We start from the raw sequence: 26,255 nt of genomic DNA on the forward strand, positions 1-26,255 counted from the left end.
CCTCAGCGCCGGGCCGGTGCATCCCCGGCGACGTAATACGCCGCAGTGCTGCGCGGCAGCGGCGCACGTCCACGAATGCGATCGGCGATCTTCTCGGCGATCATGATCGTGGTGGCGTTGAGGTTGCCGGTGATGATGCGCGGCATGATCGACGCATCGACCACGCGCAGGCTCTCCATGCCATGCACGCGGCCTTGGCCGTCCACCACGCTCATCGCATCGGTGCCCATCGCGCACGAGCAGGACGGGTGGTACGCGGTTTCAGCATGCGCCCGCACGAACGCATCCAGTTCCGCATCGGTCTGGCACTCGGCGCTCGGGCTGATCTCGCGGCCACGGAATTCGTCCAGCGCGGGCTGGGCGATGATCTCCCGCGTGATCCGCAGCGCATCGCGGAATTCCTGCCAGTCCTGATCAGTGGACTGGTAGTTGAACAGGATGGACGGGTGCTCACGCGGGTCCAGTGACCTGGCATGCACGTGGCCGCGGCTGGGCGTGCGCATCGAGCCCACATGCGCCTGGAAGCCGTGTTCCTTGACCGCATTGGTGCCGTTGTAATTGATCGCCACCGGCAGGAAGTGGTACTGGATGTTGGGCCAGTCGAAGTCCTCGCGGGTGCGGATGAAGCCACCGGCCTCGAACTGGTTGCTGGCGCCGATGCCGGTCCCGGCGAACAGCCATTCCGCACCGATCGCCGGCTGGTTCCACCACTGCAGGGCAGGGTACAGCGAGACCGGTTTCTTGCAGGCGTACTGCATGTACACCTCCAGGTGATCCTGCAGGTTCTCGCCAACGCCGGGCAGGTCGTGCACCAGTGGTACGCCGAGCGCAGCCAGCAGCGCGGGCGCGCCCACGCCGGAGCGCTGCAGGATCTGCGGTGAGGCGATCGCACCGGCGCACAGCAGCACCTCGCGGCGCGCATGGGCATCGATCGGCTCGGCGCTGTTGCCGGCCAGGTAGCGCACGCCAACCGCGCGCTTGCCGGCGAACAGGATGCGATCGGTGGTGGCATGCACCACGATCTCCAGCCCCTCGCGGTCCTTGGCCATGTCCAGGTAACCGCGCGCGGTGCTGGAGCGGCGCCCGCGCGGGGTCACCGTGCGGTCCATCGGGCCGAAGCCTTCCTGCTGGTAACCGTTGAGATCATCCGTGCGCGGATAGCCGGCCTGCACGCCCGCCTCGACCATTGCATGGAACAGCACGTTGTTGCCGTTCTTCGGCGTGGCCACGCTGACCGGGCCATCGCCGCCGTGGTAGTCGTTCGGGCCGATGTCGCGGGTTTCCGCCTTGCGGAAGTAGGGCAGCACGTCATGGTAGCTCCAGTCTTCCAGCCCGTCGAAGCTGGCCCACTGGTCGAAGTCCATCGCGTTGCCGCGGATGTAGCACATGCCGTTGATCAGCGAGGAGCCGCCCAGGCCTTTGCCGCGGCCGCATTCCATGCGCCGGTTGTTCATGTACGGCTCCGGCTCGGTTTCATACGCCCAGTTGTAGCGCCGGCCCTGCAGCGGATAGGCCAGTGCAGCCGGCATCTGGGTGCGGAAATCCATCCGGTAATCCGGCCCGCCGGCTTCCAGCAGCAGCACGCTGACACCGGCGTCTTCGGTGAGGCGCGCGGCCAGTGTGTTGCCGGCCGAACCGGCGCCGATGATGATGTAGTCGTACTCGCGCTTCATCGCGGTGTCTCCTGGGTAAGGCCGGTTCAGAACACCGACGCGTAGCGGTCCAGCTCGATCTGGATGGATTTGGTGCGGGTGTAGGCGCGCAGCGTGGCGAGCCCGTTTTCGCGGCCGACGCCGGACTGCTTGTAGCCGCCCACCGGCATCTGCGCAGGCGACTCGCCCCAGCTGTTGACCCAGCAGATGCCGGCCTCGAGCTGGTGGATCACCCGATGCGCACGGGCCAGATCCGGCGTCACCACACCGGCGGCCAGGCCGTAATCGGTGTCGTTGGCGCGGCGCACGGCCTCGTCTTCGTCGTCATAGGCGAGCAGGCTCATCACCGGCCCGAAGATCTCTTCGCGCACGATGCGCATGTCATCGCGGCAATCGCTGAAGATGGTCGGTGCCACATAACAGCCCTTGCCCAGCGCGCCGTCAGTCAGCCGCTCGCCGCCGCAGACCAGTCGCGCACCTTCGGCCTTGCCACTGCCGATGTGCTCAAGCACGCGCTGCATGTGCGCGGCGCTGACCAGCGGGCCGAAGTTGGTGTCCTTGGCCAGCGGGTCACCAATGCGGATGCGCTTGACCCGCTCCAGCAGCTTGGCTTCGAAGGCGGCCAGCGTGCCGCGCGGCACGAACACGCGGGTGCCGTTGGTGCACACCTGGCCGGAGCTGTAGAAGTTGGCCATCATCGCCACGTCGGCGGCCAGGTCCAGATCCGCGTCCTCGCAGATGATCAGCGGCGACTTGCCACCCAACTCCATGGTGACGTCCTTGAGCGTGGAGCTGGAGGCGCTGGCCATCACCTTGCGGCCGGTCGCGGTGCCGCCGGTGAAGGAGATCTTCTCGATCAGGGGATGCTCGGTCAGCGCCGAGCCGACGCCGGCGCCATCGCCCGGCAACACGTTGAACACGCCGTCGGGCAGGCCGGCCTCGGTGAAGATCTCTGCCAGCTTCAGCGCGGTCAACGGCGTGACTTCGCTGGGCTTGAAGATCATGGCGTTGCCGGCGGCCAGCGCGGGGGCGGCCTTCCACAGTGCGATCTGGATCGGATAGTTCCAGGCGCCGATCGCGCCGACCACGCCCAGTGGTTCCTGCCGGGTGTAGAAGAAGCTGCTCTCGCGCAGGGGCACCTGGCTGCCTTCCAGCCCGTGCATGACGCCGGCGTAGTACTCCAGCACGTCCGCGCCGGTGACCACGTCCACGCTGAGCGTCTCGCTCAGGGCCTTGCCGGTGTTGCGCGATTCCAGCTCGGCCAGGGCATCGTTGCGCTCGCGCAGCAGCGCCACCGCCCGCAGCAGGATGCGTGAGCGCTCCACCGTGGTCAGTGCGGCCCACACTTTCTGGCCGGCCTGGGCACTCTCCACGGCAGCGTCGAGATCGTCGCTGTTGGCGCTGTGGACATTGGCGAGCAGCTCGCCGTTGGCCGGGTTGATGACCTCGAAGGTCTTTCCGCCCTGGGAGGGAACGTAGCGGCCGCCAATGTACAGCAGCTGGTCGGGGAGGGTAGGCATGTCGATGACTCCTTTGCAGCGGGAGATCAGTGCGTCAACGCGTGAGATGCAGGAACTGCAGGTGACGCTCGTACTGATCGATGATGTCGTTAATGATCTGCTGGCGGCTGTAGCCGAACAGCTCGTAATCCTGTCCACCTTCATAGAGGTGCACTTCGGCGCGGTAGTAACGCTGGTTGCGGAAGCGCTGCGCGGCGAACGACGGCGTGAGGTAGCCGCGCATGATCACCTGGTAGGTGAAGACCTGTTGCTCGCCGTGATCCACGGTAAGTTCCATCTGGCCCGGTTCGAACTTGGTCTGCACATCCAGGCCCTGCTCGAGCAGCTGCGAAGCGACCGCTTCGATCGCCGGTTTCACGTCGGTGTCCATGAACCGGTACACCTCGTCGCGCACCGGGAAATGCACCGCCTGGGTGATGCGCTGGCGCCAGCCGCGCTGGTGCCGCGATTGCCCGATCAACGGGATCGGCGAATATTGCGAGGCCTTCTTGCGCTGCGACTCTTCGCCCAGCGCACGGGTCAGGCCCCACAGCATCAGCAGCAACACCACCGAGAACGGCAGCGAGGCCAACACCACCGCGGATTTGAGTGCATCCATGCTGCCGGCCAGCAGCAGCCCAGCGGTGACCAGGCCGGTCATCACGCCCCAGAACACCCGCAGCCAGCGCGGGCCGTCGTCTTCCGGATTACCGCCCTGCGAGGACAGCGTGGACAGCACCACCGTGCCGGAATCGGCCGAGGTGACGAAGAAGATGAAGCTGACGATCACCGTGACCGCGATGACGGTGCGGCTCCACGGGTAGCTTTCCAGCAGCGCGTACAGCACGGTTGGCGGATTCTCCACCGCCATCTGCGCCAGGTGCACCTGGTCGTGGTGCAGGATCTGATCCAGCGCACTGTTGCCGAAGATCGACAGCCACGCCAGGGTGAAACCGAGGGGAATCAGCAGCACGCCGAGCACGAACTCGCGGATGGTGCGGCCGCGCGAGATGCGCGCGATGAACAGGCCCACGAACGGTGCCCAGCCGATCCACCAGGCCCAATAGAACACGGTCCAGTTGCCCAGCCAGTCCGGGCGGCCGCCGTAGGCGTACACATCGAAACTCTTGCCGACCACGTTGCCCAGGTAGTCGCCCATGTTCTGGATGAAGGCGTTGAGCAGGTACTGGGTGGGCCCGGCAAACAGCATGAACAGCAGCAGCGAGATCGCCAGCAGCATGTTGATGTTGGACATCCAGCGCACCCCCTTCTCCACGCCGGACACGGCCACAGTGATCGCCGCGCCCATCATCAGCACGATCAGCCCGACCTGCACCCAGGCCGCGTGCGGCACGGGGAACAAGGTGTTCAGGCCCGCGTTGAGATGCAGCACGCCAAAGCCCATGTCCGCGCCGAGGCCGAACACGGTGGCCACGATGCCCAGGGCATCCACGGTGTAGCCGATCGGCCCGTTGATGCGCTTGCCGATCAACGGATACAGCGCCGAGCGCAGCGCCAGTGGAAGATTGTGGCGGTAGGCGAAGTAGGCCAGCGCCATCGCGGCCAGTGCGAACACGCCCCAGCCGTGCAGCCCCCAATGCAGGAACAGCAGCTGCATCGCCTGGCGCGCGCTGGCTTCGCCACTGCCGGTGCCACCCTGCGGCGGCAGCAGGTAGTGCGTCAGCGGCTCGGAGACGCAGAAGAAGAACAGGGTGATGCTGATGCCGGCGGCGAACAGCATGCCGGCCCAGGACAGATAGCTGAACTCCGGCTCGTCATGGTCTGCGCCCAGCTTGACGTTGCCATAGCCGGACAGCGCCACGCCGACCACGAACACCAGATACACGGTCATCGCCAGCAGGTAATACCAGCCCACATTGCGCGAGGCCCAGGTCTGGGCGTCGAGCAGCATGACGCCGGCGTCGATGGGAAACACGGTGACCAGAATGGCGAATGCCGCCACGAGGGTGGCGGCAAGCAGGAACACGGGTCGAAGCGTGCGCACCTCGGGCAGAGGCGGCTCCACGGTACTCATGGGGAGAGGGATACTCTGGTGCCGGTCCGGCGGACGGCGGATTTATCGCACAGGCGCTGTGGACAGCCTGTTTAGATGCTCACGATGCCCGCCGCGCAAGGGCGGCGGGTGGGGCATGGCTCAGCGCAGCGCGCTGGTAGGGACGTCGATCGACATTGCCAGCGCGAGATGATCGGAGAACGCGGCGGGCACGGCTTCGGTGCTGCGTTGCTGCAGACCATCGCTGAGCAGAATGTGGTCGATTGCCCGGTCCGGGCGCCAGCTGGGGAAGGTCGGCACCACGCAGCCCGGCGGTTGCAGCGTGGTCTTCTGGTACAGCACCTGCATTTCCGGCCGTTCGGCAAGGCAGTTGAAGTCGCCCATCAGCACCGCGTTGGGGTGGTCGGCGAGCAGATCGGCAATGAAGGCCAATTGCGACATGCGCGAATTGGTCCCCAACGACAGATGCGCTACAGCGACCGCCAGACCTTGGCTGCCTTCACCGAACTTGGCCAGCAGCACGCCGCGCCCGCCGATCCGGCCGGGCAGGGCGTGGTCCTGGACCTCGACCGGCTCGAGCTTGCTGAGCAGGCCGTTGGCGCTGGAGGCCACCCCGCCCATCCGGCGGTTGGGCTGGTGGCTCCAGTAATTGAAGCCGGCGCGCTCGGCCAGATAGTGGGTCTGGTTGGTGAAGCCCGAGCGCAGGCTGCCAGGGTCTGCCTCCTGCAGGCCGACGATGTCGTGTTCGCGGGCCATCTGCGCGATGGCATCCAGGCTGGTTCGTTTACGCCCGGCCGGCAGTGCATGGGACCAGCTGCGGGTCACATAGTCACTGTAGCGGCGGGTGCTCGAACCGGCCTGGATATTGGCCGTCAGCAGGCGCAGGGTCCGCGTGTGGGGGGAATTCACGACGGTTCGCTATGCCAGGATCAGTTGGCTTTGCCGGCGCGTTCGCGTGCAATCAGGTGATCGGCGATGCGCAGCATGTCCGGGAAGCTCTTGCCCTTGACCAGATACTTGCCATTGACGATCACCGACGGGGTGCCCGAAATCTTGCTGCGCTGGGCGAACTGCTTGGCCGAGTTGGTCTTGGCGTTGATCGCGAAGCTGCCCATGGTGGCGGCGAACTGCTTCGGGTCGGCACCGTGCTTGGCGTAGAAGTTGGCGATGTCCTCGACCGAATCGCGACCGCGCTCGCCCTTCAGGCTCTGCTCGGCGTGGATGGCGGCGTACAGCGCTTCGTGGGTCTTTTCCTGCAGGCCCATGCTCTGTGCCGCGTAGAACGCGCGGCCGTAGTCATCCCAGGTGCCGCCGAACATGGCCGGTACATAGACGAAGTTCACATCGCTCGGCAGGCCGGCCTTCCACGGTCCGATCAGCGGCTGGAACGCGGCGCAGGCCGGGCAGACGTAACCGAAGATCTCAGCGACTTCGATCTTGCCTGCTGCGGGCTGGAACGGCTGGCCGTTCTCGATCACCACATAGTCGGTGCCGGCAACGGGCTCCGGGCCGGTCGGGCGCGAAGAGGCCGGGGCCGGCGCCGGGGTGGTGGCTTCGGCGGCAGCGGTTTCGGCAGCGGCGGTCTCACCGCTGGCGGCCGGGGCCTGCTCGGTCGGGGTCGCCGTTTCAGTAGCCGCGGCGCTGGCCGGGGTGGCCGGTTCGGCCGGGGCGGTGGTGTTGGCGGTACCGTCCTGGGCCTTGCAGGCGGCCAGGATCGGCAGCAGGGCCATGAGCGTAATGGCGAAACGGGTCTTCATCGAGGCATCTCCAGCGGATGAGCATGGTGGGGCCGATGCGGTGAGCACCGGCCAGGGAAGCATGATGACACGCGGAAACGAGCGTCCCGCGTGTACGGTGCGTGATGGTTCAGCGAGCGCTGTTAGAGCGCTTTGCCGCTGCGCGCGCGGGCGATCAGGGCATCTGCATTGCGCAGCATCGACTCGAACGAGTCGCCCTTGACCAGGTACACGCCGTTGACGATCAGCGTCGGCGTGCCCGGCACCTTGGTGCGAAGGGCGAACGCGCGGGCAGCCTTGACCTTGGCGTCCACCGCATCGCTCTTGAGCGCGGCGATGTACTGCGGCGGCGCTACGCCGAAGCCCTGGTAGAACGCGGCCAGTTCGTCCGGTGAGACGTTCTGCATGGGCAGCGAGCCCTTCTCATGCAGCGCATCGAACATCGCGCGGTGGCTGCGCTTGGCAACGCCCAGCTGATCGGCAGCGTAGTAGGCGCGGGCAAACGAATCCCATACGCCACCGAAAGCGGCCGGCACCGGGGTGAAGCGGACATCCTTGGGCAGCTTGGCGGCCCAGGCTTCCAGCTGCGGCTCGAAGTGCGCGCAGTGTGGGCAGGTGTAACCGAACATCTCCACGACTTCGATCTTGCCGGCCAGCGGCGCGAACGGGCCGGCAGCGGCGATGCGGTCGTAATCCCTGCCCTCCACCAGCGGCGTGGGGGTGGCAGCGAGGGTGCTCAACGGGCTCAGGGCCAGCAGCAACAACATCAGGCGGGGCATCAACGTCATCTACATCCATCTCCATACAGAAAAAACGACGCCGGCCCAGTCGCCAGCGTGGCAGTGAACATACCCCGCCAGCCACGGCGGCCGCATCTGTCATCCGACCAAGGGGATGCGCTGCGGTGTGGGCGGTGGTTACGGCGCCTGCGTGGCGCCGGCGACGGTAGCCGCGGCGGCGACGTCATCGGCACGGTTGTGCAGGCCCTGCAGGTAGCTGGCCAAGGCCTGGATCTCCTGCTCGGTCAACGACTTGGCGATCGTGGCCATGATCTGGAAGTGGGCCTTGTCGGTTTCCTGGGTGGTCCCGGCCTGGTACTCCTGCAGCCGGCGCGCGACATACGCCGAATGCTGGCCACTGATATGCGGGTAGGCCGGGCCCGGGTTGCCGGCACCGGTCGGGCCGTGGCAGGCCATGCAGGCCGGAATCCCGCGCTCGGCATCGCCGCCGCGGTACAGCTGCTGGCCGATCTCGAAGAACTTCTTGCCGGCGTACGGACCTTCGGTCACCGCGCCATCGTCGGCGATGCCGGCGGTGGCCTTCTGGGTGGCGAAGTAGGCGCCGATGTCGCGCATGTCCTGCGGGGTGAGGTCCTGCACGAACGGCACCATTGCCGCCGAAGCGCCGGAGGTGCGCTGGCCATTGGCGATCAGGGCCATCTGCTGGGCGCTGTAGCGCTCGCTCTGGCCGGCGATGCTCGGGTACATCTCCACCGTGGAATTGCCATCGGCCGAGTGGCAGGCCGCACAGGCGGCCGCCTTGGTCTGCCCGGCCTTGGGGTCGCCCCAGGTGGTTTTGCTGAAATCGACCTCCAGCGACGCGGTCTTGATCGGCCCGTTGTCCGGCAGGGGCGTGATCGAGGTCTGGGCAACGGCAACGGCGGCGAGCAGCGAGACAGCAAGTGCGGAAACGGCAAGAACGCGAGCATGGCGCATGCGGAAGCTCCGTGTGGACCGGCCTGGCGGTTGCGGGACCGCAACCACGGGGATCGCCCGATTATCAACGCCGTTTCACGCCACGGTCAACGCAGGGTGCAGCAAAACCGAGCGCGGGCAGCGCGGATCGGGCCCGGACATGCGATCCTATACCCATGTCATTGCTCCTCGAACGCGCCCAATACCTGCTTTCGGCCCACAACACCCGGCAATTGCCGGACGACGTGGGCGCGGAAGTCGCCTTTGCCGGTCGCTCAAACGCTGGCAAGTCCAGTGCCCTCAACGCCCTGACCCGCCAGAACAGCCTGGCCCGGGTCTCCAAGACCCCCGGCCGCACCCAGCAGCTGGTGTTCTTCGAGGTCACCCCGGAGGCCAAGCTGGTCGATCTGCCCGGGTACGGCTACGCCAAGGTCCCGCTGGATCTGCAGGCGCACTGGCAGGCCTTCATCGACCAGTACTTCCGTACCCGCGAGGCCCTGCGTGGCCTGGTGGTGGTGATGGACATCCGTCACCCGCTGAAGGACTACGACCGCCAGATGCTTGCCTATGCCGTGCAGCGCGGCCTGCCGGCGCACGCGCTGCTGACCAAGGCCGACAAGCTCGGCCGTGGCCAGCAGGGCATCGCCCTGCAGAAGGTGCGCAAGGAACTGCAATCCTCCTTCGGCGATACCGTCAGCGTGCAGACCTTCTCCGGCCCCGCCCGTCAGGGCGTGGATGAAGCCCGCGGGATCATCGGCGGCTGGCTGGGCCTGAACAAGCCGGCGCCGGAAGCGGCCTGATCCTGGACGTCGCGGCGGTCCAACGGACCGCGCGACGCCGGTAGTGCCGGCCGCTGGCCGGCGCCCATCATTTCGCCGGCAACGGCGCGAATTCGCCCGGCACCCAGGCGAATGCCTCGCCTTCGCGACGCACATGCCCCAGCCCCGGGAAGGGCAGATGTGCGCCCGCGACCCACCAGCCCTGATCCGCCGCCTGCGCCATCATCCGGCGCCGGCTGGCGATCGCCGCCACGCGATCGCTGTCCGCTTCGAATGATGCCTGCGGCTGCGCGAACTGCACCGCGTGGTAATGCACGAGGTCGCCCCACACCAGCAACTGCTGGCCGGCGCCGCCATCGATCTGGTACGACACATGGCCGGCCGTATGACCATGGCTGTCCAGCGCGGTGATGCCCGCGGGCAATGTGTCGCCAAGTGCAAAGCGCTTCAGTTTCCCGCTCGCCTCATACGGCGCCACCGCTTTGCGCGCCAACGCGAAGGCAAAGCGCACGTCCTGCGGCGCGGTCGCTTCGCTGGCCGGGTCCAGCCAGTAGGCGGCATCGGCGGCCGACAGCCACACCGTGGCATTGGGATAGGCAACCGTGTCCTTCGCATCAAGCAGGCCACACAGATGATCCGGGTGGGCGTGGGTCAGCACGACATCATCCACCTCGGCCGGGTCGTAGCCGGCCTTGCGCAGGTTGCCGAGTACCTGGCCAAGTCCGGGGCCAAAGCACTGCGCAGTACCCGTGTCGACCAGCGTCAGGTGATCACCCTGCTGCACGAGGTACGCATTGACCGCCGTCTGCAGGCCTTTGCCATCTTCGGGTACGTAGCGGTGATCGAGCAGGCGGGTGACCGCGCCGGGGGCGATCCCGACCAGCTGCTGCCGACCCAACGCGACAGTGCCATCGAACAACGCGGTGACCTGCAGCGTGCCGATGGTCTGGTGATACACGCCGGGGACCTGCTCGCGCGGGCTGTGCGTGGTGGTGGCCAGTGCGGGGCTGGCGACAACGGCCAACAGCATGGCGGCGGCGAGCGTGCGGACGCGGGGGAAGGGCATGACAGATTCCGGACAGGGCGGCAGCGCCGCGGTGCCTCCATGCTGCGCGTCCTGTTCGCTGCGTTCCGCTCAGAATGCCGCGCGATCCGCTCGCGCTCAGCTGTTGCCGATCGCCGCCGGTTCCAGCCCGTAACGTTCGGCGAAGCGCTTGTTGAAGCTGCCCAGCGAGCGGTAGCCCACGCGCGCGGCCACGGTCTTCAACGGCAGCCGGGTGGTGTAGAGCAGGCCCATCGCATGCGCGAGCCGCGCATCGGTGATCAGTTCGCGCACGCTGGAGTGTTCGCTGGCCAAGCGCCGGCGCAGCGTGGCACCGCTGAGGCCCAGCTGCGCTTCGAAATCGCGTGACTGCCAATCGCGCTCGGGCTGGGCAGCGATCAGATCGCGGATGCGTTCCCCCAGGCTGGGTTCGGGTGGAACCAGCAGGCTGCCGTGCCCGCGCCGGCAGAACGCCACGGCAAGCGAGGCCAAGGCCAGGCGTGCTTCGGTGTAGTGACCCTGTTCCAGCGCCTGCCGCCACTGCAGCAGGGTTGCGCTATGCTCGGCCAGCGGCAGCCTGGCCAGTGCATCACCGGCTTCGGGCAGTGGTTCGTTCCACAGCGCCCGGGCGGCCGTGAGCGCCTCGGCGCACATCGGCACGATCGCGCTGAGATAGAGGCCGCTGTGCGGATCGGGGATGTTGACCACATCGATGCGGCAGCGCCGGGTGATCAGGAACAGATCGCCCGGCGCGAATTCCAGCGACTGCTGCGCGGTGCGCACCTGCTTGCGACCCTGCAGCAGGATCGCGAACTGTGGCTGCGGAATCTCCACCGACGAGGCGCCATGCTCGCGGCGCGCAGTGATGCAGGCGTAGCCATCCGCGCGCTGGCAGTCGGTCAGGCTGGCCAGGGTCGCCAGCAGCGAGCTGGTGGTATCAATGGGTGCGGACATGACTCAGCCTGCCACGTTGAACAGCTGGCCGACCAGTGCGGCGGCGGCCATCGCGATCGCGCCCCAGAAGGTCACGCGCAGCGCGCCACGCACGCGCGAGGCGCCGCCGGCGTGCGCGGCCAGGGTGCCGGTCAGGCACAGCCCCAGCAGCGTCACCACGGTGGTGGCCTGGCCGACGAGAGCATGCGGCGCGAGCAGGGCGGTCAGCACCGGCAACGCGGCGCCACTGACGAAGGCGCCGGCCGAGGCCATGGCCGCCTGCATCGGGCGCGCGCGCAGCTCCTCGGTGATGCCCAGCTCATCGCGGGCGTGCGCACCCAGTGCGTCATGCGCGGTGAGCTGGGTGGCCACTTCATGTGCCAGCTCGGGACTCAGCCCACGATGGCGGTAAATCGCGGCCAGCTCTTCCAGCTCGCTGTGCGGGTCTTCGTGCAGTTCGCGCTTCTCCACTGCCAGGTCGGCCCTCTCGGTGTCGGCCTGGGACTGCACCGAGACATACTCACCCGCGGCCATCGACATCGCGCCGGCCACGGTCCCGGCGATGCCGGTGGCCAGGATCGTCGAGGCCGAGGCGCCGCTGGCAGCGATGCCGACCACCAGGCCAGCCACCGAGACGATGCCGTCATTGGCGCCGAGCACGGCGGCGCGCAGCCAACCGACACGGTCGGAGCGATGGACTTCCGGATGTCGGGATCGGCTCATGGGGTCAGTTTAGGGCCAGGGCAGCGTCAAGCCCATGCCAGTAGGATGCTGAAAACCGTCACGGTGACACGACGGCAGGGGACGCCACGATATAGTGCGCCCTTGCGATGCGGGGGCGTGAACCCCACATCCCCGCCCTGACCAGAATTCTGCGAGCCTCCCCTTGTCGAGCCCCAGCCACGTCGCCGAGACGCCGATCACCGACCGTAATGAACTGGTCGCCACGTTGGCCTCCGGCGAAAAGCCCCAGGCGCAGTGGCGCATCGGCACCGAGCACGAGAAGTTCGGCTTCCGCCTGGATGACCTGCGCCCGCCCACCTTCGACGGTGACCGCGGCATCGAAGCGCTGCTCAACGGCCTGACCCGCTTCGGCTGGGATCCGGTGCAGGAAGAGGGCCGCACCATCGCGCTGCTGCGCGACAACGCCTCGGTGACGCTGGAGCCGGCCGGCCAGCTGGAGTTGTCCGGCGCGGCACTGGAAACCATCCACCAGACCTGCGTGGAAACCGGCACCCATCTCAATGAAGTGGCGCAGGTCGCCGGCGAACTGCAGCTGGGCTTCCTCGGCATGGGTTTCCAGCCGAAGTGGACCCGCGATGAGATGCCGTGGATGCCCAAGGGCCGCTACAAGATCATGCGCGAGTACATGCCCAAGGTCGGCACGCTCGGCTTGGACATGATGACACGCACCTGCACGGTGCAGGTCAACCTGGATTACGCCACTGAAGCGGACATGGTGAAGAAGTTCCGCGTGTCGCTGGCGCTGCAGCCGATCGCCACCGCGCTGTTCGCCGATTCACCGTTCACCGAGGGCGCGCCGAACGGCTACCAGAGCTACCGCTCGCACATCTGGACCGACACCGACAACGATCGCACCGGCATGCTCGACTTCGTGTTCGAAGACGGTTTCGGTTACGAGCGTTACGTGGATTACCTGCTCGATGTGCCGATGTACTTCTCTTACCGCGATGGCAAGTACCACGATGCCAGCGGCCAGAGCTTCCGCGATTTCATGGTCGGTAAGCTGCCGGTGCTGCCGGGCCAGCTGCCCACGCTGCGCGACTGGTCCGACCACATGACCACCGCCTTCCCGGAAGTGCGCCTGAAGAAGTACCTGGAAATGCGCGGCGCCGATGCCGGCCCGTGGAGCCGCCTGTGCGCGCTGCCCGCGTTCTGGGTAGGCCTGCTGTATGACGATGCCGCACTCGATGCCGCGTGGGATCTGGTCCGCGATTTCAGCCTGGTTGAGCGCAACGTTCTGCGCGATGGCGTGCCGAAGCATGGCTTGAAGCTGCCGTTCCGCAACGGCACCGTGCTGGATCTGTCACGCGAAGCGTTGAAGATCGCGGTAGCCGGGCTCAAGCGTCGCGCCGCGCGCAATGCCGACGGTCAGGACGAAAGCAAGTTCCTGGAGGTGCTGCAGGAGATCGTCGATTCCGAGTTGACCCCGGCCGACCGCAAGCTGGCGCTCTTCCACGGCGAGTGGGGCGGCAACATCGATCCAGTGTTCAAGGAATTTGCGTACTGATCGCAAAACCACCGTGGAAGAACGGCGCTCGCCCGGTCCGGGTGAGCGCCGTTTTTCCACGTGACACCTTACGACCAAGGTCGGGAATTTTCGACGCCACCTGGACGTTACGAACTCAGGGGAGGGCAGAGTCCGCCCGAGGCCTTACGGGAGAACGGCACGCTCTTTGCGTGGCCCCACGACAGGCAGACGTGTCAGTTCCAGATCATGTTGCTGCCGTCAGGCCCAGCCATCCAGTCAGGCAGGCCTTACCGCCGACAAGACAGCTTCAATTCCGACGTCTGTACAGATCTCGAGCGCGAGCTCCCGCGCTTCAGAGGCCGTCAGTCGCCCTGCCGTCTTCAATGCTTCGAATGAAAACTCCGGATCAACCGAAATCCTGTTCACGACTTCCTCTTGGATTCGGCGATGCAATTCGATAGCCGGACCTAGCCGAACCCTATCTTCCGCATGTATTGCACTTGAAACCTCGTGGCCGTCCAACGCCTCGTAGTAGTAAAAATTAGAGTACGTGTCGATGAAGCTCTGGGCGTTGACAGCGCCGAGTGCAAATTCTCTGACAAGCCTCGTCATCTGGATGAGTTCTGCCTCGCTATCCATGTTCCACGCACTCCTTACTGATTGCTTTACGGGAAGCCAAGGGGTTCCATCGGCATTGGTTACACCTGGCACATGGCCATGCGGCTGCTGCGCTCGGGGATCGGGATGGGTTGATGGTTTATGTCCTCCATCAATACGCACTCCAGTAGGCTGGCCGTCGGGGCCTTTCGCTTGAACGAAGCGGCCATCTGGAGATCCTTCAATTCTTCCGCCTGGAGGTGTCGGGATCGCGTTTCCCTTGGAATCGACATAGATGGTTCCAGAAGCCTTCTGCTGGCTGGCGACCTTTCGTCCTAGTTGCGCGGCTTCGTCACCGTGCTTCAACACTGCCTTTCCGGCGTCACCGGCCAATGGAATCAGACCAATTGCCGCCCCGGCAATGTTCGCAGGTGTTGGAGCTTGGATTGCCTCAACGATACCTTTGACGTCCCCCAGGACCGGCGTGAAGTCGGCAACCACTGGGAGAATCTGCTGGGCTTGCTCAGCTGTTACAGGATTGTAGAAATCCCTTGGTGCTCCCAACGCTTGACGCCCATCTGGGTCAGTAAAGCGATATGGGTTGCCGTTCGCATATCGGTATCGATTGAATTGCCCCACCGGCTGGTCATACGCCGTCACAGGGTCCACCGACAGGAACCTGCCCAACTGCGGATCCATGTACCGCTGCTGCATGTAGCTGAGCCCCGTGGCCGCATCGCTCACATGCCCCGTATATCCCGGTCCATCCGTGACCTGTCCGCCCACAACAGCGCCATAGGGCTCATAGTCGTAGCGTTTGATCACGTTGCCATTGGCATCAGATTCGGCAACGACCGAACCGAGTGCATCGGTATGGATATAGGTGACGGTCTGAGCGCGTGCAGATGGCACAAGGGTCATGCTGACCAGTAGCACACAGCAGAGCCATGCGCCCACGACACTCAGCTTCCGAAAGAAATTCTCCACTTCTCTGCGGAGAGCAAACGTGCCGCCAGCACTTCCACCGAATCTGCGCATCCTTCCAATCCCTGAAAGAGCCTTGAAGCAAGGCGTGCCATTGATAGCACAGCAATGAGAGGCCTGTGGCTGAACTGCTTCAGCAAGGCCAAAGGTGCCATGGCGGGTCGGATCGTGCGAGAAGCGCCAAGCGCCAAGGGAGTCGGGCCAGGGAGCAGTGGCGAGGCCAGTGGCGACGCGTCAGCGGAAGATGACAATGGGAAGATCGCATCTTGGCAACCGGCAGCTAGGTGTCACAGCTCCGATCGGAGAGGGGGCGCTCCTGGGGCACCGTCCTCGGCCAACTACGCCGAGGACGGTGAAGATCTCCAAATCCCATCATCCGTTCGGTGTCAAGACTGCTCCTCTCAGACGAACAGTATTGCGGTGTCTCCGGGATGTTTCACTTGAACCTGTGGAAGGATCAGGCCGCCTTTTCCAGCGTGCCCATGTCGATGACGAAGCGGTACCGCACATCGTTCTTCGCCATGCGCTCCCAGGCCTCGTTGACGGTCTTGATGTCGATCACTTCCACGTCGCTGACGATGTTGTGCTCGGCACAGAAGTCCATCATTTCCTGCGTCTCAGCCATGCCGCCGATCGCCGAGCCGGTGATGTGCTTGCGGCCGAACATCACCGAAGCGCCCATCAGCGGCGGATCCAGCTCGGTCAGCACGCCGACCAGGCACATGGTGGCATCGCGCTTGAGCAGGGACATGTACGGGTTGGTGTCGTGGCTGACCGGGATGGTGTTGAGCAGGAAGTCGAAGCTGCCCGCATGGGCCTTCATCTGCGCCGGATCACGCGAGACCAGCACTTCATCGGCGCCCAGGCGCTTGGCGTCGGCACCCTTTTCCGGGGTGGTGGTGATCATCACCACGGTGGCGCCCATCGCCTTGGCGAACTTCACGCCCATGTGGCCCAGGCCACCGAGGCCGATCACGCCGACCTTCTGGCCGGGGCCGACCTTCCAGTGGCGCAGCGGCGAATAGGTGGTGATGCCAGCGCACAGCAGCGGCGCGGCGGCCTTGAGGTCGAGCGTTTCGGACACCTTCACCACGAAGCGCTGCTCGACCACGATGTGGTCGGAGTAGCCGCCGAAGGTCGGCTGGCCGCTCTCGCGCTCGGTGCTGTTGTAGGTGAAGGTCGCGCCCTTCTCGCAGTACTGCTCCAGATCTTCATCGCAGGCCGCGCAGTGGCGGCAGGAATCGACCATGCAGCCGACGCCGGCGAAATCGCCGACCTTGAAGCCGGTGACGTTGGCGCCGACCTCGGTCACGCGGCCGATGATCTCGTGGCCGGGCACCATCGGGAACTTGGAACCACCCCAGTCGTCACGGGCCTGATGCAGATCGGAGTGGCAGATGCCACTGAAGAGAATCTCGATGCGCACGTCATCGGGACCGGCCGGGCGGCGTTCGAAGGAGAACGGCACCAGCGGCGCGGTCTGGTCGTGCACCGCATAACCATGGGCGAGGGACATGGGGGAATCCTTGGCAGGTTTGTAGAAAGGCGCTTTACAATACGCCCCGATCCCGTGCACAAAAAGTCAGGATATCGGCATGATTCATCAAGTGAAACGGGATAATCATGGCCACTGACAACCTGACCCATCTGGCCGCCTTCGCCGCCGTGGCCCGCCACCGCAGCTTCCGCAAGGCCGGGGCTGAGCTGGCGCTGTCCACCTCGGCGGTCAGTTATGCGATCCGCGCGCTGGAAGAGCGCCTGGGCGTGGGCCTGTTCCACCGCACCACCCGCAGCGTGGCCCTCACCGAAGCCGGTCAGCGCCTGCTGGAGCGCCTGCAACCCGCGCTTGGGCAGGTGCACGACGCACTGGAAGAAATGAATCACTTCCGTGCGGCACCGGCTGGCCTGTTGCGCATCAACGCCACCCGCGCCGCCGTGCAGACCCAGTTGGGTCCGCGGCTGGCGAAGTTCCTGCTCGCCCATCCGGATGTGCGCCTGGAGCTCGCTCAGGATGATGGTCTGGTGGATATCGTCGCGGGCGGTTATGACGCCGGTGTACGCCTGCACGAATCGGTGCCGGAAGACATGGTGGCCGTGCCGCTGGGGCCGGCGCTGCGCGGCTTGATCGTGGGCGCGCCGGCGTATCTGTCAGGGCGCGAGATACCGCAGCACCCCCGCGATCTGCATCACCATGAGTGCGTGCGCTTCCGCTTCGCCAGCGGCCATCTCTACAAGTGGCAGTTCGAACGCGATGGCCAGGCGCTGGAGATCGACGTGCCCGGGCGGCTCACGCTTGGCGATCAGAACACGATCCTGCAGGCGGTGGTCGATGGGCTGGGATTGGCCTATGTGCTTGAGGATTCCGCGCGGCCGTATCTGGATGACGGCCGGCTGGTCGCGGTGCTGGAAGACTGGAGCGAGCCGTTCGCGGGCTTTGCGGTGTACTACCCGCGGCAGCGGCAGATGTCGTCGGCGCTGCGGGCGTTCATTGATCTGCTGCGGGGGTAGCGCTGTTGGGAGGCGCCTGCACTGGTGACGCGCGCCCCGGTTGAGTAGGCTGTTTTCGACGAGCGCCGGTTTCGCTCTCGCCCCGCAATGCTGATATCGCGGTATGCCAAAAAAGGAGGCGGTACGTGGAAGGGATGCATTATCGAAAGCTGTTCGACCTGATCATTTCCTGGGTGATGGCCTATTTCGTCATCATTGGAACGCTGGTCCTGGTCTGCCTGGCAATGCTCGTCGCCGGGATGGCCAGTGCGAGTGAGGCTGTCATGGTGGCGGCCGGCCTCCTGGCCGTGGCACCCGCCGTCGCGTTGCCCTTTTCCACGCGTGTCGCGAAGTGGTTGCTGCTGCTGGCCTACAGTGGCCTGGCGGCTGCTCTGATGTGGATTGCGTTCTGGCCACGCGCGGGTGTGGCATCGGTGCCACTGATCAAAAGCGCGGTGGTGGCATTCGCCGTTCTGCTGGTGGTCCGGGTGGTGCTGGCGTGGCGAAACGAGGGCCGTGCGCGAAAGCACTGAGGAACGTCTGTGCTGCGCGCGCACTTCGCATCGGCTCAGAGGTATCCGTCCACATCCGGCGTTGGTCCATGACCGGTGCTGATCAACGGTGAAATGGATGCGCAAGCGACGGTTCGTGAACATTCTGGCGATGGTTGGCGGTGTTGCCTTTGCGATTTACGGGGTGCTGATCCTGACCATTGCAGCGACGGGGAATGTCATCGAGGGCCGCGCAGCATTGGCATGTGGCGGAGCCGGGTTGCTGCTGGTGGCGGCCCCGTTGCTTGCCGCCCCATTCTCCGCCCGTGTTGCAAAGGCGTTCGCGTTGCTGGCGTTGGTGTGTTTTGCGGTGCTGGCGGTGCGGCTTGCGTTCTGGCCCCAGTCGACCATCGCGCCGGATCCGCTCGTTCAGACCGCGGTAGTGGCATTTGCGGTGTTGGTTGCCGGCCGCATCTATCTGGCACGCCGCCGCCGACTCCCGGATCATCAGCCCTGATCAGCCTTGGCGCAGAACCTGCCGCAGAGGGGTAATTTCCTGGATGCTGTATACTCACCCCCAGTATAGTTAATTGGCCTTTGCCCCGTGCCCCATTCACCGCAGGAAAAAAAGCGCGTTCTCGCCCGGGTCCGTCGGATCCGTGGCCAGTGCGATGCGCTCGACCGCGCGCTGGAAGCCGGGGCCGAGTGCGCACCGGTGCTGCAGCAGATCGCCGCGATCCGCGGTGCCGTCAACGGGCTGATGTCCGAAGTGATGGAGGCGCATCTGCGCGAAGAGTTCGGACAGCCGGCCCAATCCGATGCGCAGCGCGACGAGCGCGTGCGCGAGATGAGCATGCTGATCCGGTCCTACCTCAAATGAGTGCGCGGACGACCGCGTGCTGTCACATTCTGTTCCCTGCCTTGGAGTGCTCCCCATGAAATCCCGTGCTGCCGTTGCCTTCGCCGCTGGCGAACCGCTGAAGATCGTCGAGATCGACGTCGCCCCGCCGCAGAAGGGCGAAGTGCTGGTCAAGATCACCCACACCGGCGTCTGCCACACCGATGCGTTCACCCTGTCCGGCGATGATCCGGAAGGCCTGTTCCCGGCCGTACTCGGCCATGAAGGCGCGGGCATCGTGGTCGAAGTGGGCGAGGGCGTCACCAGCGTCAAGCCGGGCGACCACGTTATCCCGCTGTACACCGCCGAGTGCGGCGAGTGCCTGTTCTGCAAGAGCGGAAAGACCAACCTGTGCGTGGCCGTGCGTGCCACCCAGGGCAAGGGCGTGATGCCCGATGGCACCACCCGCTTCAGCTACAACGGTGAGCCGATCTACCACTACATGGGCTGCTCGACCTTCAGCGAGTACACCGTGGTGGCCGAAGTCTCGCTGGCCAAGATCAACCCGGAGGCCAATCCGGAGCACGTGTGCCTGCTCGGCTGTGGCGTGACCACCGGCATCGGTGCGGTGCACAACACCGCCAAGGTGCAGGAAGGCGATTCCGTTGCGGTGTTCGGGCTGGGCGGTATCGGCCTGGCGGTCATCCAGGGCGCGCGCCAGGCCAAGGCCGGCCGTATCTTCGCGATCGATACCAACCCGTCCAAGTTCGAACTGGCCAAGCAGTTCGGTGCGACCGACTGCATCAACCCGAAGGACCATGACAAGCCGATCCAGCAGGTCATCGTGGAGATGACCACCTGGGGCGTGGACCATACCTTCGAGTGCATCGGCAACGTCAACGTGATGCGTGCGGCGCTGGAATGCGCGCACCGTGGCTGGGGCCAGTCGGTGGTGATCGGTGTGGCCGGCTCGGGTCAGGAAATCTCGACCCGTCCGTTCCAGCTGGTCACCGGGCGCTCCTGGAAGGGCACCGCCTTCGGTGGCGTCAAGGGCCGCAGCCAGCTGCCGGGCATGGTCGAAGACGCCATGAAGGGCGACATCGAACTGGCGCCGTTCGTGACCCACACGATGGGCCTGGACGAGATCAACGACGCGTTCGATCTGATGCATGAAGGCAAGTCGATCCGCTCGGTCGTGCATTTCTGAGTCACTGCGGGCGGCGCGTGGTCTGCGCCGCCCCTACGGAGAACCATCATGGAACGCATCGAACATCGCGCCGCCTCCGGCGGCTGGCAGGACGTGTACCGCCACACCTCGCAGGTGCTGGGCTGTGACATGAATGTCGCTGTCTACCTGCCGCCGCAGGCCGCCACGCAGAAGCTGCCGGTGCTGTACTGGCTCAGCGGGCTGACCTGCAACGAACAGAACTTCATCACCAAGGCCGGCGCGCAGCGTTATGCCGCCGAACATGGCGTGATCCTGGTCGCGCCGGACACCAGCCCGCGCGGCGATGACGTCGCCGACGCCGAAGGCTACGACCTGGGCAAGGGGGCGGGTTTCTATTTGAACGCCACCGAGCAGCCGTGGGCGGCGCACTACCGCATGTACGACTATGTGGTGGAGGAGCTGCCGGCGTTGATCGAGGCGCATTTCCAGACGACGGGTGCACGCAGCATCAGTGGCCACTCGATGGGGGGGCATGGTGCGCTGGTGATCGCGTTGAAGAATCCGGGGCGCTACAAAAGCGTCTCGGCGTTTTCGCCGATCGTCGCGCCGACCCGCGTGCCGTGGGGCCAGAAGGCGTTCACCGCGTATCTGGGCGAAGATCGCGCCCGCTGGGCGGCGTGGGATGCCAGCGAGCTGGTGGCCACGGCTACCGAGCGCCTGCCGTTGCTGGTCGACCAGGGCAGTGGTGATGAGTTCCTCGACAACCAGTTGCAGCCGCAGTGGCTGCAGGCGGCGTGCACTGCGGCCGGTCATCCGCTGACGCTGCGCCTGCAGCCCGGCTACGACCACAGCTACTACTTCATCAGCAGCTTCATCGGCGAGCACATCGCGCACCACGCCAAAGCCTTGTACGCCTGAGGCATACCGTCTAGCCACCCGCTGGGTAGCGGCCTGGCGTTTCCAGCATCCGGGGTGACGTCCGCCGGGGCAGGACGCTGGTTCAGCGGTGTTCGCGTCGTACCGGCCAGCCAGCACGACGCGATCAGCTCAACGCACGTTGCGCAGTTCCCAGTGACTGCCGGCCAGCATGCGCAGGCGCTGCTTGAACACATCGCTGTCGATGCTGGTGGTGGCGACCAGATTGATGCGCAGATCGTCCTGCGCGCCGGTGACGGTGGCGGACGGATCGGTCGCGCCCCACTGCGGGTCAACGGCATCCGGGTCGTCCTGCTTGGCACGCCAACGGTCGAACAGCACCGTGGTGCGCAGGGCGTTCTGAAGTTCCTCGGCCAGGCCCGCCGCGCCCTGGGCGTGGAAGGACAGATCCGGATCGTTGCCGCGTGCCTTGGCCGGGTCCGGCAGGCTGATGTCATAACTTGGCATGGTTACCTCCTTTGAATGTGGCAAGGCTGGCAGAGACGCGGTGGAATCCGCGTGCAGAACCGGCGGCCATGCCGGGATCGTGGCATGGCCGCTGCGAAGCTGAGCTGTGCCGTCAGCCGCTGAAGGTATGCGGCTCGTCAGCAAACCCGATCGTCACTGCGCCCTTGCCCACGTTGACCATGCCGGTAAGGCTCATCACCGCCTCGAACACAGCCACGCCATGGGCCTGGCAGGTCTCGCGCAACGTCGCGTAGCCAGGCAGGGCCTGCAGGTCGGCCAGCTCACCGCCGTAGCTGATGCACACCGTTGGCGTCATCAGGCCGCGCTTGACCCGCTGGCCGACGAAATCGAACAGCTTCTGCACCGCGTTGTCGAAGCCCTTGATCTTGGCTACCGGTCCGGTCTCGCCGCGGTAGCCATGCAGCACCGGCTTGATGTCCAGCGCACTGCCCAATGCCGCACTGATCAGGCCCACGCTGCGGTCACCCTTGTGCCGCGCACGGGCGCGCATGTAGTACAGATCGCGGGTGATCATGTAGCCGTGCACGTTGTGCGCCAGCAGCTCCAGCCGCTCGCGGATCTGCTGCACGCTCGCGCCGCTGTCGCGCAGGCGCACCGCCTCCACCGCGGTGACGCCTTGGGCAGCGAACAGGTTCTGGGTGTCGAGCACGCGCAGTGCGAACGGCGAGTTGAAGCCCGCCGCCTGCCGCACCGGCTTGTAATCGTTGAGGATCGCGAAGCTGGCCTGCATCGCGTTGTCGTGGATCGGGCTGCGGGTCTTGGTGATCGTCATGCAGAACACATGGTCGTAATCGATCACCAGCTTGCCCAGGAACAGGTCTCGGATCTGGTTGACGCTGAAGGGGATGGTCTCCGCCTCGGCGCCATGCTCGGCCACATGGGCATGCAGAAAGCTCAGTGTCGCCTGTTCGTCGCGATGGTCGGCCAGCACGGCCTCGCCAATGCGGACGGTGATCGGCAGCAGCACGATGTTGTGTTGTTCAATGAAATCCTGCGGCAGATCGCACGCAGAGTCGACCACGATTCCGATGCGCATCCTGTGCCCCTCCGGCAGGTTGTAGGTTCGGAAACGTGAACGCTATCTCAAAACGAGATGTTTTGCCTGACCGGGGAGGCGGCCGACCTCAGCGGCTTCGCTCGACCGCCACCGGCAGGTCCTTGATCCGGGCCCATTCGCCCTGCCCGAGCAGGCCTGGCTCGGCCAGCACCGCCTGCATCAGCGGATGGGCATCGTTGCCCCAGAACAGCTCGCTGCCGATCGCCAGCGTCGGTACGCCGAACACGCCAGCGGCCAAGGCGGCATCGGTATTTCGCCGCAGTGCTTCTTTGACCGACGGCTCGCTGATCGCCGCAGCGACATCGCCGATGTCCAGCATCGCGCCGGGCAGGGCAAGCGCGGCGGCACTGTCGCCGGCGTGACCATCGCGCCAGATCCAGTTGAACAGGATGTCGACCGTTTCGTGGGTGGCCCCGGCGGCCAGACACAGGCGCAGCGCCGCCAGCGGATTGAACGGGTGGCCCGGCGGAAAGCGCAGCGTCACCCCGGCGCTTCGGGCCTGCCACAGCGCCTGCCGATAGGTGAACAGCCGTTTGGCGGGAATCTCGGCCGGGCCCAGGTTGCCGAGGTGATGTAGCACCGCGCCGAAGGCGATCGGTACCGGAACGATGCTTTTGAACTGCGGCAGCGCCTTGAGCTGCTGCCAGTGCAGGTAGGCGAACGGTGAGACGAAATCGAAGTACCAGCGCAGGGCCATGATCGGGTGCTCACGTTGCAGGGAGGCAGTGATGCAGATGGCAGGGCCGCCGCAGGCAGCGGCCCTGTGCACAGGCTCAGCGCGAGTATGCACGCGGTTCGGTGGAGGCTGGTGCCTGGTAGCGGTCGCGCAGCTCGGTCTGGCGCGACCGCATCGGCATGGCGCGGCCCCCCAGCCAGACCTGCTCGGCATAGTGCCCGACATCCAGCGGGTCGCCCTCCCACAGGACCAGATCGGCCAGCTTGCCTGGCTCGATGGTGCCAAGCCGGTCGCCGACGCCCAACGCTTGCGCCGGCACCCGGGTCAGGCCTGCCAGGCCATCGTCCCAGGCCAATCCGTTGGCCACCGCATTGCCGGCCAGCTGGCGCATCTTGCGCGCGTTGTGTGAGGCATCATCGCGCTGGGCGAAGCTGACCGGCACGCCCGCCGCCTTCAGCCGCGCGGCGTTCTGCAGGGTGGCGCCAAGCTGGTCGAAGCTGCTCGGCAGGTTGCCCAGCCCATCAACGAACACCGGCACGCCGGCCTGCGCCAGCTGCGGGGCCAGGCGCCACGCCTCTGCACCGCCGGCGATGGCGATCTTGACCTTCTCGCGGGCGGTCCAGCGCAGCAGTTGGCGGATGTCCGCCGCACGGTCGACCTGCACCACGATGCGGCCCTGGCCGGCCAGGTAGCGCGCCAGCGTGGCGCGACCGGCAGGCGTCAGCAGCGCATGCGGAGAGTCCGCCGGAACGCGCCCACGCGCCTCGCTGACCATCTGTTCCAGCAGCATCCACTGGGCGGCACGCGAGCTGCCGGTCAGCTCGGCGCCGGACGCGCCGAGGCGGATGAACAACGCGTGCGGGCCGACCGGATCGGCGCTGCCGTCCAGCCGCATCACACCGCCCTGGCCGGCGATGAAGCCGCCGCCGGTGTTCGCTCCGAGCATGGTGAAGCCGATGCCATCCAGCCGCGCGACCGGGATCAGCACCGAGTCAGGATTGAAGGCGAGGGTCACATCGAATTCCGGACGCAGCGGCTGGTCTTCCAGCTTGAGCGAGCTGTCCACCGTGGCTGATTCGCCCGAGACTTCCTCGATGCCGATATCGGTGATGCCGCCGAACAGCGCCGGGGTGAGCGGCTTGCCCGCGGCCTCGACCACCGCTACGCCGGCGGGTGCGGACAGGCCGGGGCCGACGGCGCGGATCACGCCGCCCTGGACCAGCACATCGCTGTGCGTCAGGCTGCCGCGTGCGGCGGCGGTGTGCACCGTGGCGTTGCGGATCAGCAGATCCTGCGCCAACAGGGAAGGGGCCACGCAGGCACCGGCAATCAACAGCAGGGCCTGCGGAAGCAGACGCATCGAGACGCGGCGGCTCATGGGCGTGCCTCCTGGCCGAGCATGAAGTCCGACAGCGGCTGCCGCCTCACGTCCTGGCGGTCATAGACCTGGTGACCATCGACGTAAACCTTTTCGGCCAGTGCGTAGGAACTGAAGGGACTGCCGTTCCAGACCACCACGTCACCCATCTTGCCGGCCTCCAGGCTGCCGGTCTGCTTCTCCACACCCAGCGAGCGCGCCGCGTTGGAGGTGAGCCACATCATGGCGCGCTCCGGGGCGATCTCGATGCCAGCGCGGCGTGCGTTGGCGATCACCTTGGCCGCCTCCTGGTTCAAGCGCTGGATCCCCTCGGGCGAATCCGAATGCACGATCGCGCAGCTGTTGGCGGGGCGGTCGACCAGGGCGATGTTGTCCTGGATGCCATCGAAGGCCTCCATCTTGAAGCCCCACCAGTCGGCCCACAGCGCACCACACACGCCTTCCTCGGCGAGCCGGTCAGCCAGCTTGTAGGCCTCCACCGCGTGATGGAAGGCGGCGATCTTGAAGCCGAATTCCTTGGAGAGATCCAGCATCGTAGCCATCTCATCGGCGCGGTAGCAGTGAATGTGCACGCGGATGTCGCCCTGGATGGCGCCGGCCAGCGTATCCAGCTTGAGATCGCGCTTGCCGCCGCTGTCGCCGGCGCTGTCGCCCTTGTCATCGCCACTGAACCAGCGCTTTTTCTTTGGCTGCTTGGGGGTGTTCTTGGCGATGTACTCGCTGGCATCGATGAAGGCCGCGCGGTAACCGGCGACATTGCCCATGCGCGTGCCCGGCGCGGTGCCCTTGCCGCCGTAGACGCGCTTGGGGTTCTCGCCGCAGGCCATCTTCAGGCCCCATGGCGCGCCGGGGAACTTCATGGCCTGGTAGGTCGTTGCGGGCACGTTCTTCAGCGTCACCCCGCGGCCACCGACCAGATTGGCCGAGCCGGGCAGCACCTGCATCGAGGTCACGCCACCGGCCAGTGCCGCGGCAAAGCCGGGATCCTGCGGCCATACCGAGTGCTCGGCCCAGACATTGGCAGTGACCGGTGCGGTCATCTCGTTACCGTCGCTGTGCGCACTGACGCCCGGGCTGGGATACACGCCCAGGTGCGAGTGCACATCGATGATGCCGGGCGTGACCCACTTGCCCTGGCCGTCGACGCGGACCGCATCGGCCGGTGCACTCAGGCCGGTGCCGACTGCTGCGATGCGGCCGCCCTGCAACAGCACATCGGCGTTGTCCAGGCGCACGCCGGTGCCGGTGAGCACCGTGGCGTTGCTGATCAGTACCGGCGCCGAGGCGATCGGCGCGTAGGTGCTGGGATAGGGATCCTGGATGAACCGCGACGCGGCGGGCGCGGGCGCGGACACGATCGACATCAACGCCAGGCCAACGCCGACGCTCAACAACTTATGCATGGTTCTCCCCGAAGCCGCATGGACACAATTCCTCGACGCTATCCGGGAGAGGGGCGGCTTGCCAAGTGACCTTTTGCATAGCGTTATCAAATCAGACTTAACATCTTCACAAGAAACAATTGTGAACTTTTCATGAATTTTTTCGGTTAGGCTCAAGCGGGGCGTTGGAGCGGCCGATAGTCCAGCGGACATGTTTCATGTCCACACCTCG

25 protein-coding genes are annotated in these 26,255 nt (G+C 65.9%); 8 read left to right on the plus strand and 17 right to left on the minus strand.

The features are described 5' to 3' along the window. Window positions 1-2 precede the first annotated feature (2 nt). The 7 genes from betA to ABE464_RS07235 form a co-directional block, all read right to left on the minus strand. The gene (gene betA, locus ABE464_RS07205; RefSeq protein WP_346471376.1) at window positions 3-1,673 is read right to left on the minus strand and encodes a choline dehydrogenase; all 1,671 of its coding nucleotides are present in this window, start codon (window positions 1,671-1,673) and stop codon (window positions 3-5) included. A 26-nt stretch (window positions 1,674-1,699) separates the two neighbouring features. After that, window positions 1,700-3,172 carry a betaine-aldehyde dehydrogenase gene (betB, locus tag ABE464_RS07210; RefSeq protein ID WP_346471377.1) on the minus strand — a complete coding sequence of 491 codons (1,473 nt, stop codon included), beginning with the start codon at window positions 3,170-3,172 and terminating at the stop codon, window positions 1,700-1,702. A gap of 34 nt (window positions 3,173-3,206) precedes the next feature. After that, window positions 3,207-5,186 (minus strand): choline BCCT transporter BetT, encoded by a 1,980-nt coding sequence (gene betT, locus ABE464_RS07215; RefSeq protein WP_346471378.1) that lies wholly within the window; start codon window positions 5,184-5,186, stop codon window positions 3,207-3,209. A 120-nt stretch (window positions 5,187-5,306) separates the two neighbouring features. Beyond that, window positions 5,307-6,074 (minus strand): endonuclease/exonuclease/phosphatase family protein, encoded by a 768-nt coding sequence (locus ABE464_RS07220; RefSeq protein ID WP_346471379.1) that lies wholly within the window; start codon window positions 6,072-6,074, stop codon window positions 5,307-5,309. 20 nt (window positions 6,075-6,094) lie between these two features. Then, window positions 6,095-6,922 (minus strand): thiol:disulfide interchange protein DsbA/DsbL, encoded by an 828-nt coding sequence (locus ABE464_RS07225; protein WP_346471381.1) that lies wholly within the window; start codon window positions 6,920-6,922, stop codon window positions 6,095-6,097. Window positions 6,923-7,044: 122 nt separating this feature from the next. Continuing rightward, entirely contained in the window at window positions 7,045-7,689 is a 645-nt protein-coding gene (locus ABE464_RS07230; protein ID WP_346471382.1) for a thiol:disulfide interchange protein DsbA/DsbL, read from the minus strand. 129 nt (window positions 7,690-7,818) lie between these two features. Further along, entirely contained in the window at window positions 7,819-8,616 is a 798-nt protein-coding gene (locus tag ABE464_RS07235; protein ID WP_346471383.1) for a c-type cytochrome, read from the minus strand. A 155-nt stretch (window positions 8,617-8,771) separates the two neighbouring features. On the opposite strand from ABE464_RS07235, the gene yihA reads away from it, so the two are divergent. Beyond that, window positions 8,772-9,395, plus strand: a complete 624-nt coding sequence (yihA, locus tag ABE464_RS07240; RefSeq protein WP_346471384.1) for a ribosome biogenesis GTP-binding protein YihA/YsxC — start codon at window positions 8,772-8,774, stop codon at window positions 9,393-9,395. A gap of 67 nt (window positions 9,396-9,462) precedes the next feature. Here yihA and ABE464_RS07245 read toward each other — a convergent pair whose 3' ends face one another. From ABE464_RS07245 to ABE464_RS07255, 3 genes are all read right to left on the minus strand, one after another. Next, window positions 9,463-10,440: an MBL fold metallo-hydrolase gene (locus ABE464_RS07245; protein WP_346471385.1), complete on the minus strand. Its 978-nt coding sequence runs from the start codon at window positions 10,438-10,440 to the stop codon at window positions 9,463-9,465. 96 nt (window positions 10,441-10,536) lie between these two features. Further along, complete coding sequence (locus ABE464_RS07250) at window positions 10,537-11,370, minus strand: helix-turn-helix domain-containing protein (RefSeq protein ID WP_346471386.1); 834 nt, start codon at window positions 11,368-11,370, stop codon at window positions 10,537-10,539. 3 nt (window positions 11,371-11,373) lie between these two features. After that, window positions 11,374-12,072, minus strand: a complete 699-nt coding sequence (locus ABE464_RS07255) for a VIT family protein (RefSeq protein WP_346471387.1) — start codon at window positions 12,070-12,072, stop codon at window positions 11,374-11,376. 163 nt (window positions 12,073-12,235) lie between these two features. Between ABE464_RS07255 and ABE464_RS07260 the strand changes: the two genes are divergently transcribed. Further along, window positions 12,236-13,600: a glutamate--cysteine ligase gene (locus ABE464_RS07260; protein ID WP_346471388.1), complete on the plus strand. Its 1,365-nt coding sequence runs from the start codon at window positions 12,236-12,238 to the stop codon at window positions 13,598-13,600. Between the two features lie 237 nt (window positions 13,601-13,837). Here the strand turns inward: ABE464_RS07260 and ABE464_RS07265 are convergent, their stop codons facing one another. After that, window positions 13,838-15,079 carry an RHS repeat-associated core domain-containing protein gene (locus ABE464_RS07265; RefSeq protein WP_346471389.1) on the minus strand — a complete coding sequence of 414 codons (1,242 nt, stop codon included), beginning with the start codon at window positions 15,077-15,079 and terminating at the stop codon, window positions 13,838-13,840. Between the two features lie 520 nt (window positions 15,080-15,599). Beyond that, on the minus strand, window positions 15,600-16,658 hold the full coding sequence (locus ABE464_RS07270) for an NAD(P)-dependent alcohol dehydrogenase (RefSeq protein ID WP_313209118.1): 1,059 nt from the start codon (window positions 16,656-16,658) through the stop codon (window positions 15,600-15,602). Window positions 16,659-16,765: 107 nt separating this feature from the next. Here ABE464_RS07270 and ABE464_RS07275 point away from each other — a divergent pair, with 107 nt between their 5' ends. From ABE464_RS07275 to fghA, 6 genes are all read left to right on the plus strand, one after another. Continuing rightward, the gene (locus ABE464_RS07275; RefSeq protein WP_346471390.1) at window positions 16,766-17,650 is read left to right on the plus strand and encodes a LysR family transcriptional regulator; all 885 of its coding nucleotides are present in this window, start codon (window positions 16,766-16,768) and stop codon (window positions 17,648-17,650) included. Between the two features lie 125 nt (window positions 17,651-17,775). Next, window positions 17,776-18,162 (plus strand): hypothetical protein, encoded by a 387-nt coding sequence (locus tag ABE464_RS07280; RefSeq protein ID WP_346471391.1) that lies wholly within the window; start codon window positions 17,776-17,778, stop codon window positions 18,160-18,162. Window positions 18,163-18,259: 97 nt separating this feature from the next. Continuing rightward, window positions 18,260-18,637, plus strand: coding sequence for a hypothetical protein (locus ABE464_RS07285; protein ID WP_346471392.1), 378 nt, complete (start codon window positions 18,260-18,262; stop codon window positions 18,635-18,637). An 87-nt stretch (window positions 18,638-18,724) separates the two neighbouring features. Further along, window positions 18,725-19,000: a metal/formaldehyde-sensitive transcriptional repressor gene (locus tag ABE464_RS07290; RefSeq protein WP_088432391.1), complete on the plus strand. Its 276-nt coding sequence runs from the start codon at window positions 18,725-18,727 to the stop codon at window positions 18,998-19,000. Between the two features lie 55 nt (window positions 19,001-19,055). Then, entirely contained in the window at window positions 19,056-20,165 is a 1,110-nt protein-coding gene (locus tag ABE464_RS07295) for an S-(hydroxymethyl)glutathione dehydrogenase/class III alcohol dehydrogenase (protein ID WP_102788236.1), read from the plus strand. Between the two features lie 48 nt (window positions 20,166-20,213). Further along, window positions 20,214-21,044, plus strand: coding sequence for an S-formylglutathione hydrolase (gene fghA / locus ABE464_RS07300; RefSeq protein ID WP_346471393.1), 831 nt, complete (start codon window positions 20,214-20,216; stop codon window positions 21,042-21,044). Window positions 21,045-21,173: 129 nt separating this feature from the next. Here the strand turns inward: fghA and ABE464_RS07305 are convergent, their stop codons facing one another. The 5 genes from ABE464_RS07305 to ABE464_RS07325 all read right to left on the minus strand — a co-directional run bounded on the left by ABE464_RS07305 (window position 21,174) and on the right by ABE464_RS07325 (window position 26,044). Next, window positions 21,174-21,509 carry a hypothetical protein gene (locus tag ABE464_RS07305; RefSeq protein ID WP_123730213.1) on the minus strand — a complete coding sequence of 112 codons (336 nt, stop codon included), beginning with the start codon at window positions 21,507-21,509 and terminating at the stop codon, window positions 21,174-21,176. Between the two features lie 112 nt (window positions 21,510-21,621). Next, window positions 21,622-22,566 carry a DegV family protein gene (locus ABE464_RS07310; protein WP_346471394.1) on the minus strand — a complete coding sequence of 315 codons (945 nt, stop codon included), beginning with the start codon at window positions 22,564-22,566 and terminating at the stop codon, window positions 21,622-21,624. Between the two features lie 88 nt (window positions 22,567-22,654). Then, entirely contained in the window at window positions 22,655-23,287 is a 633-nt protein-coding gene (locus tag ABE464_RS07315; protein ID WP_346471444.1) for a DsbA family protein, read from the minus strand. A gap of 73 nt (window positions 23,288-23,360) precedes the next feature. Then, complete coding sequence (locus ABE464_RS07320) at window positions 23,361-24,641, minus strand: amidohydrolase family protein (protein WP_346471395.1); 1,281 nt, start codon at window positions 24,639-24,641, stop codon at window positions 23,361-23,363. Beyond that, window positions 24,638-26,044, minus strand: a complete 1,407-nt coding sequence (locus ABE464_RS07325) for an amidohydrolase (protein WP_346471396.1) — start codon at window positions 26,042-26,044, stop codon at window positions 24,638-24,640. The genes ABE464_RS07320 and ABE464_RS07325 overlap by 4 nt, the downstream gene beginning before the upstream one ends. Window positions 26,045-26,255 lie beyond the last annotated feature (211 nt).

Origin of the sequence: Stenotrophomonas sp. TWI587 (assembly GCF_039674145.1) — a bacterium.
GTDB lineage: Bacteria > Pseudomonadota > Gammaproteobacteria > Xanthomonadales > Xanthomonadaceae > Stenotrophomonas > Stenotrophomonas maltophilia_AY.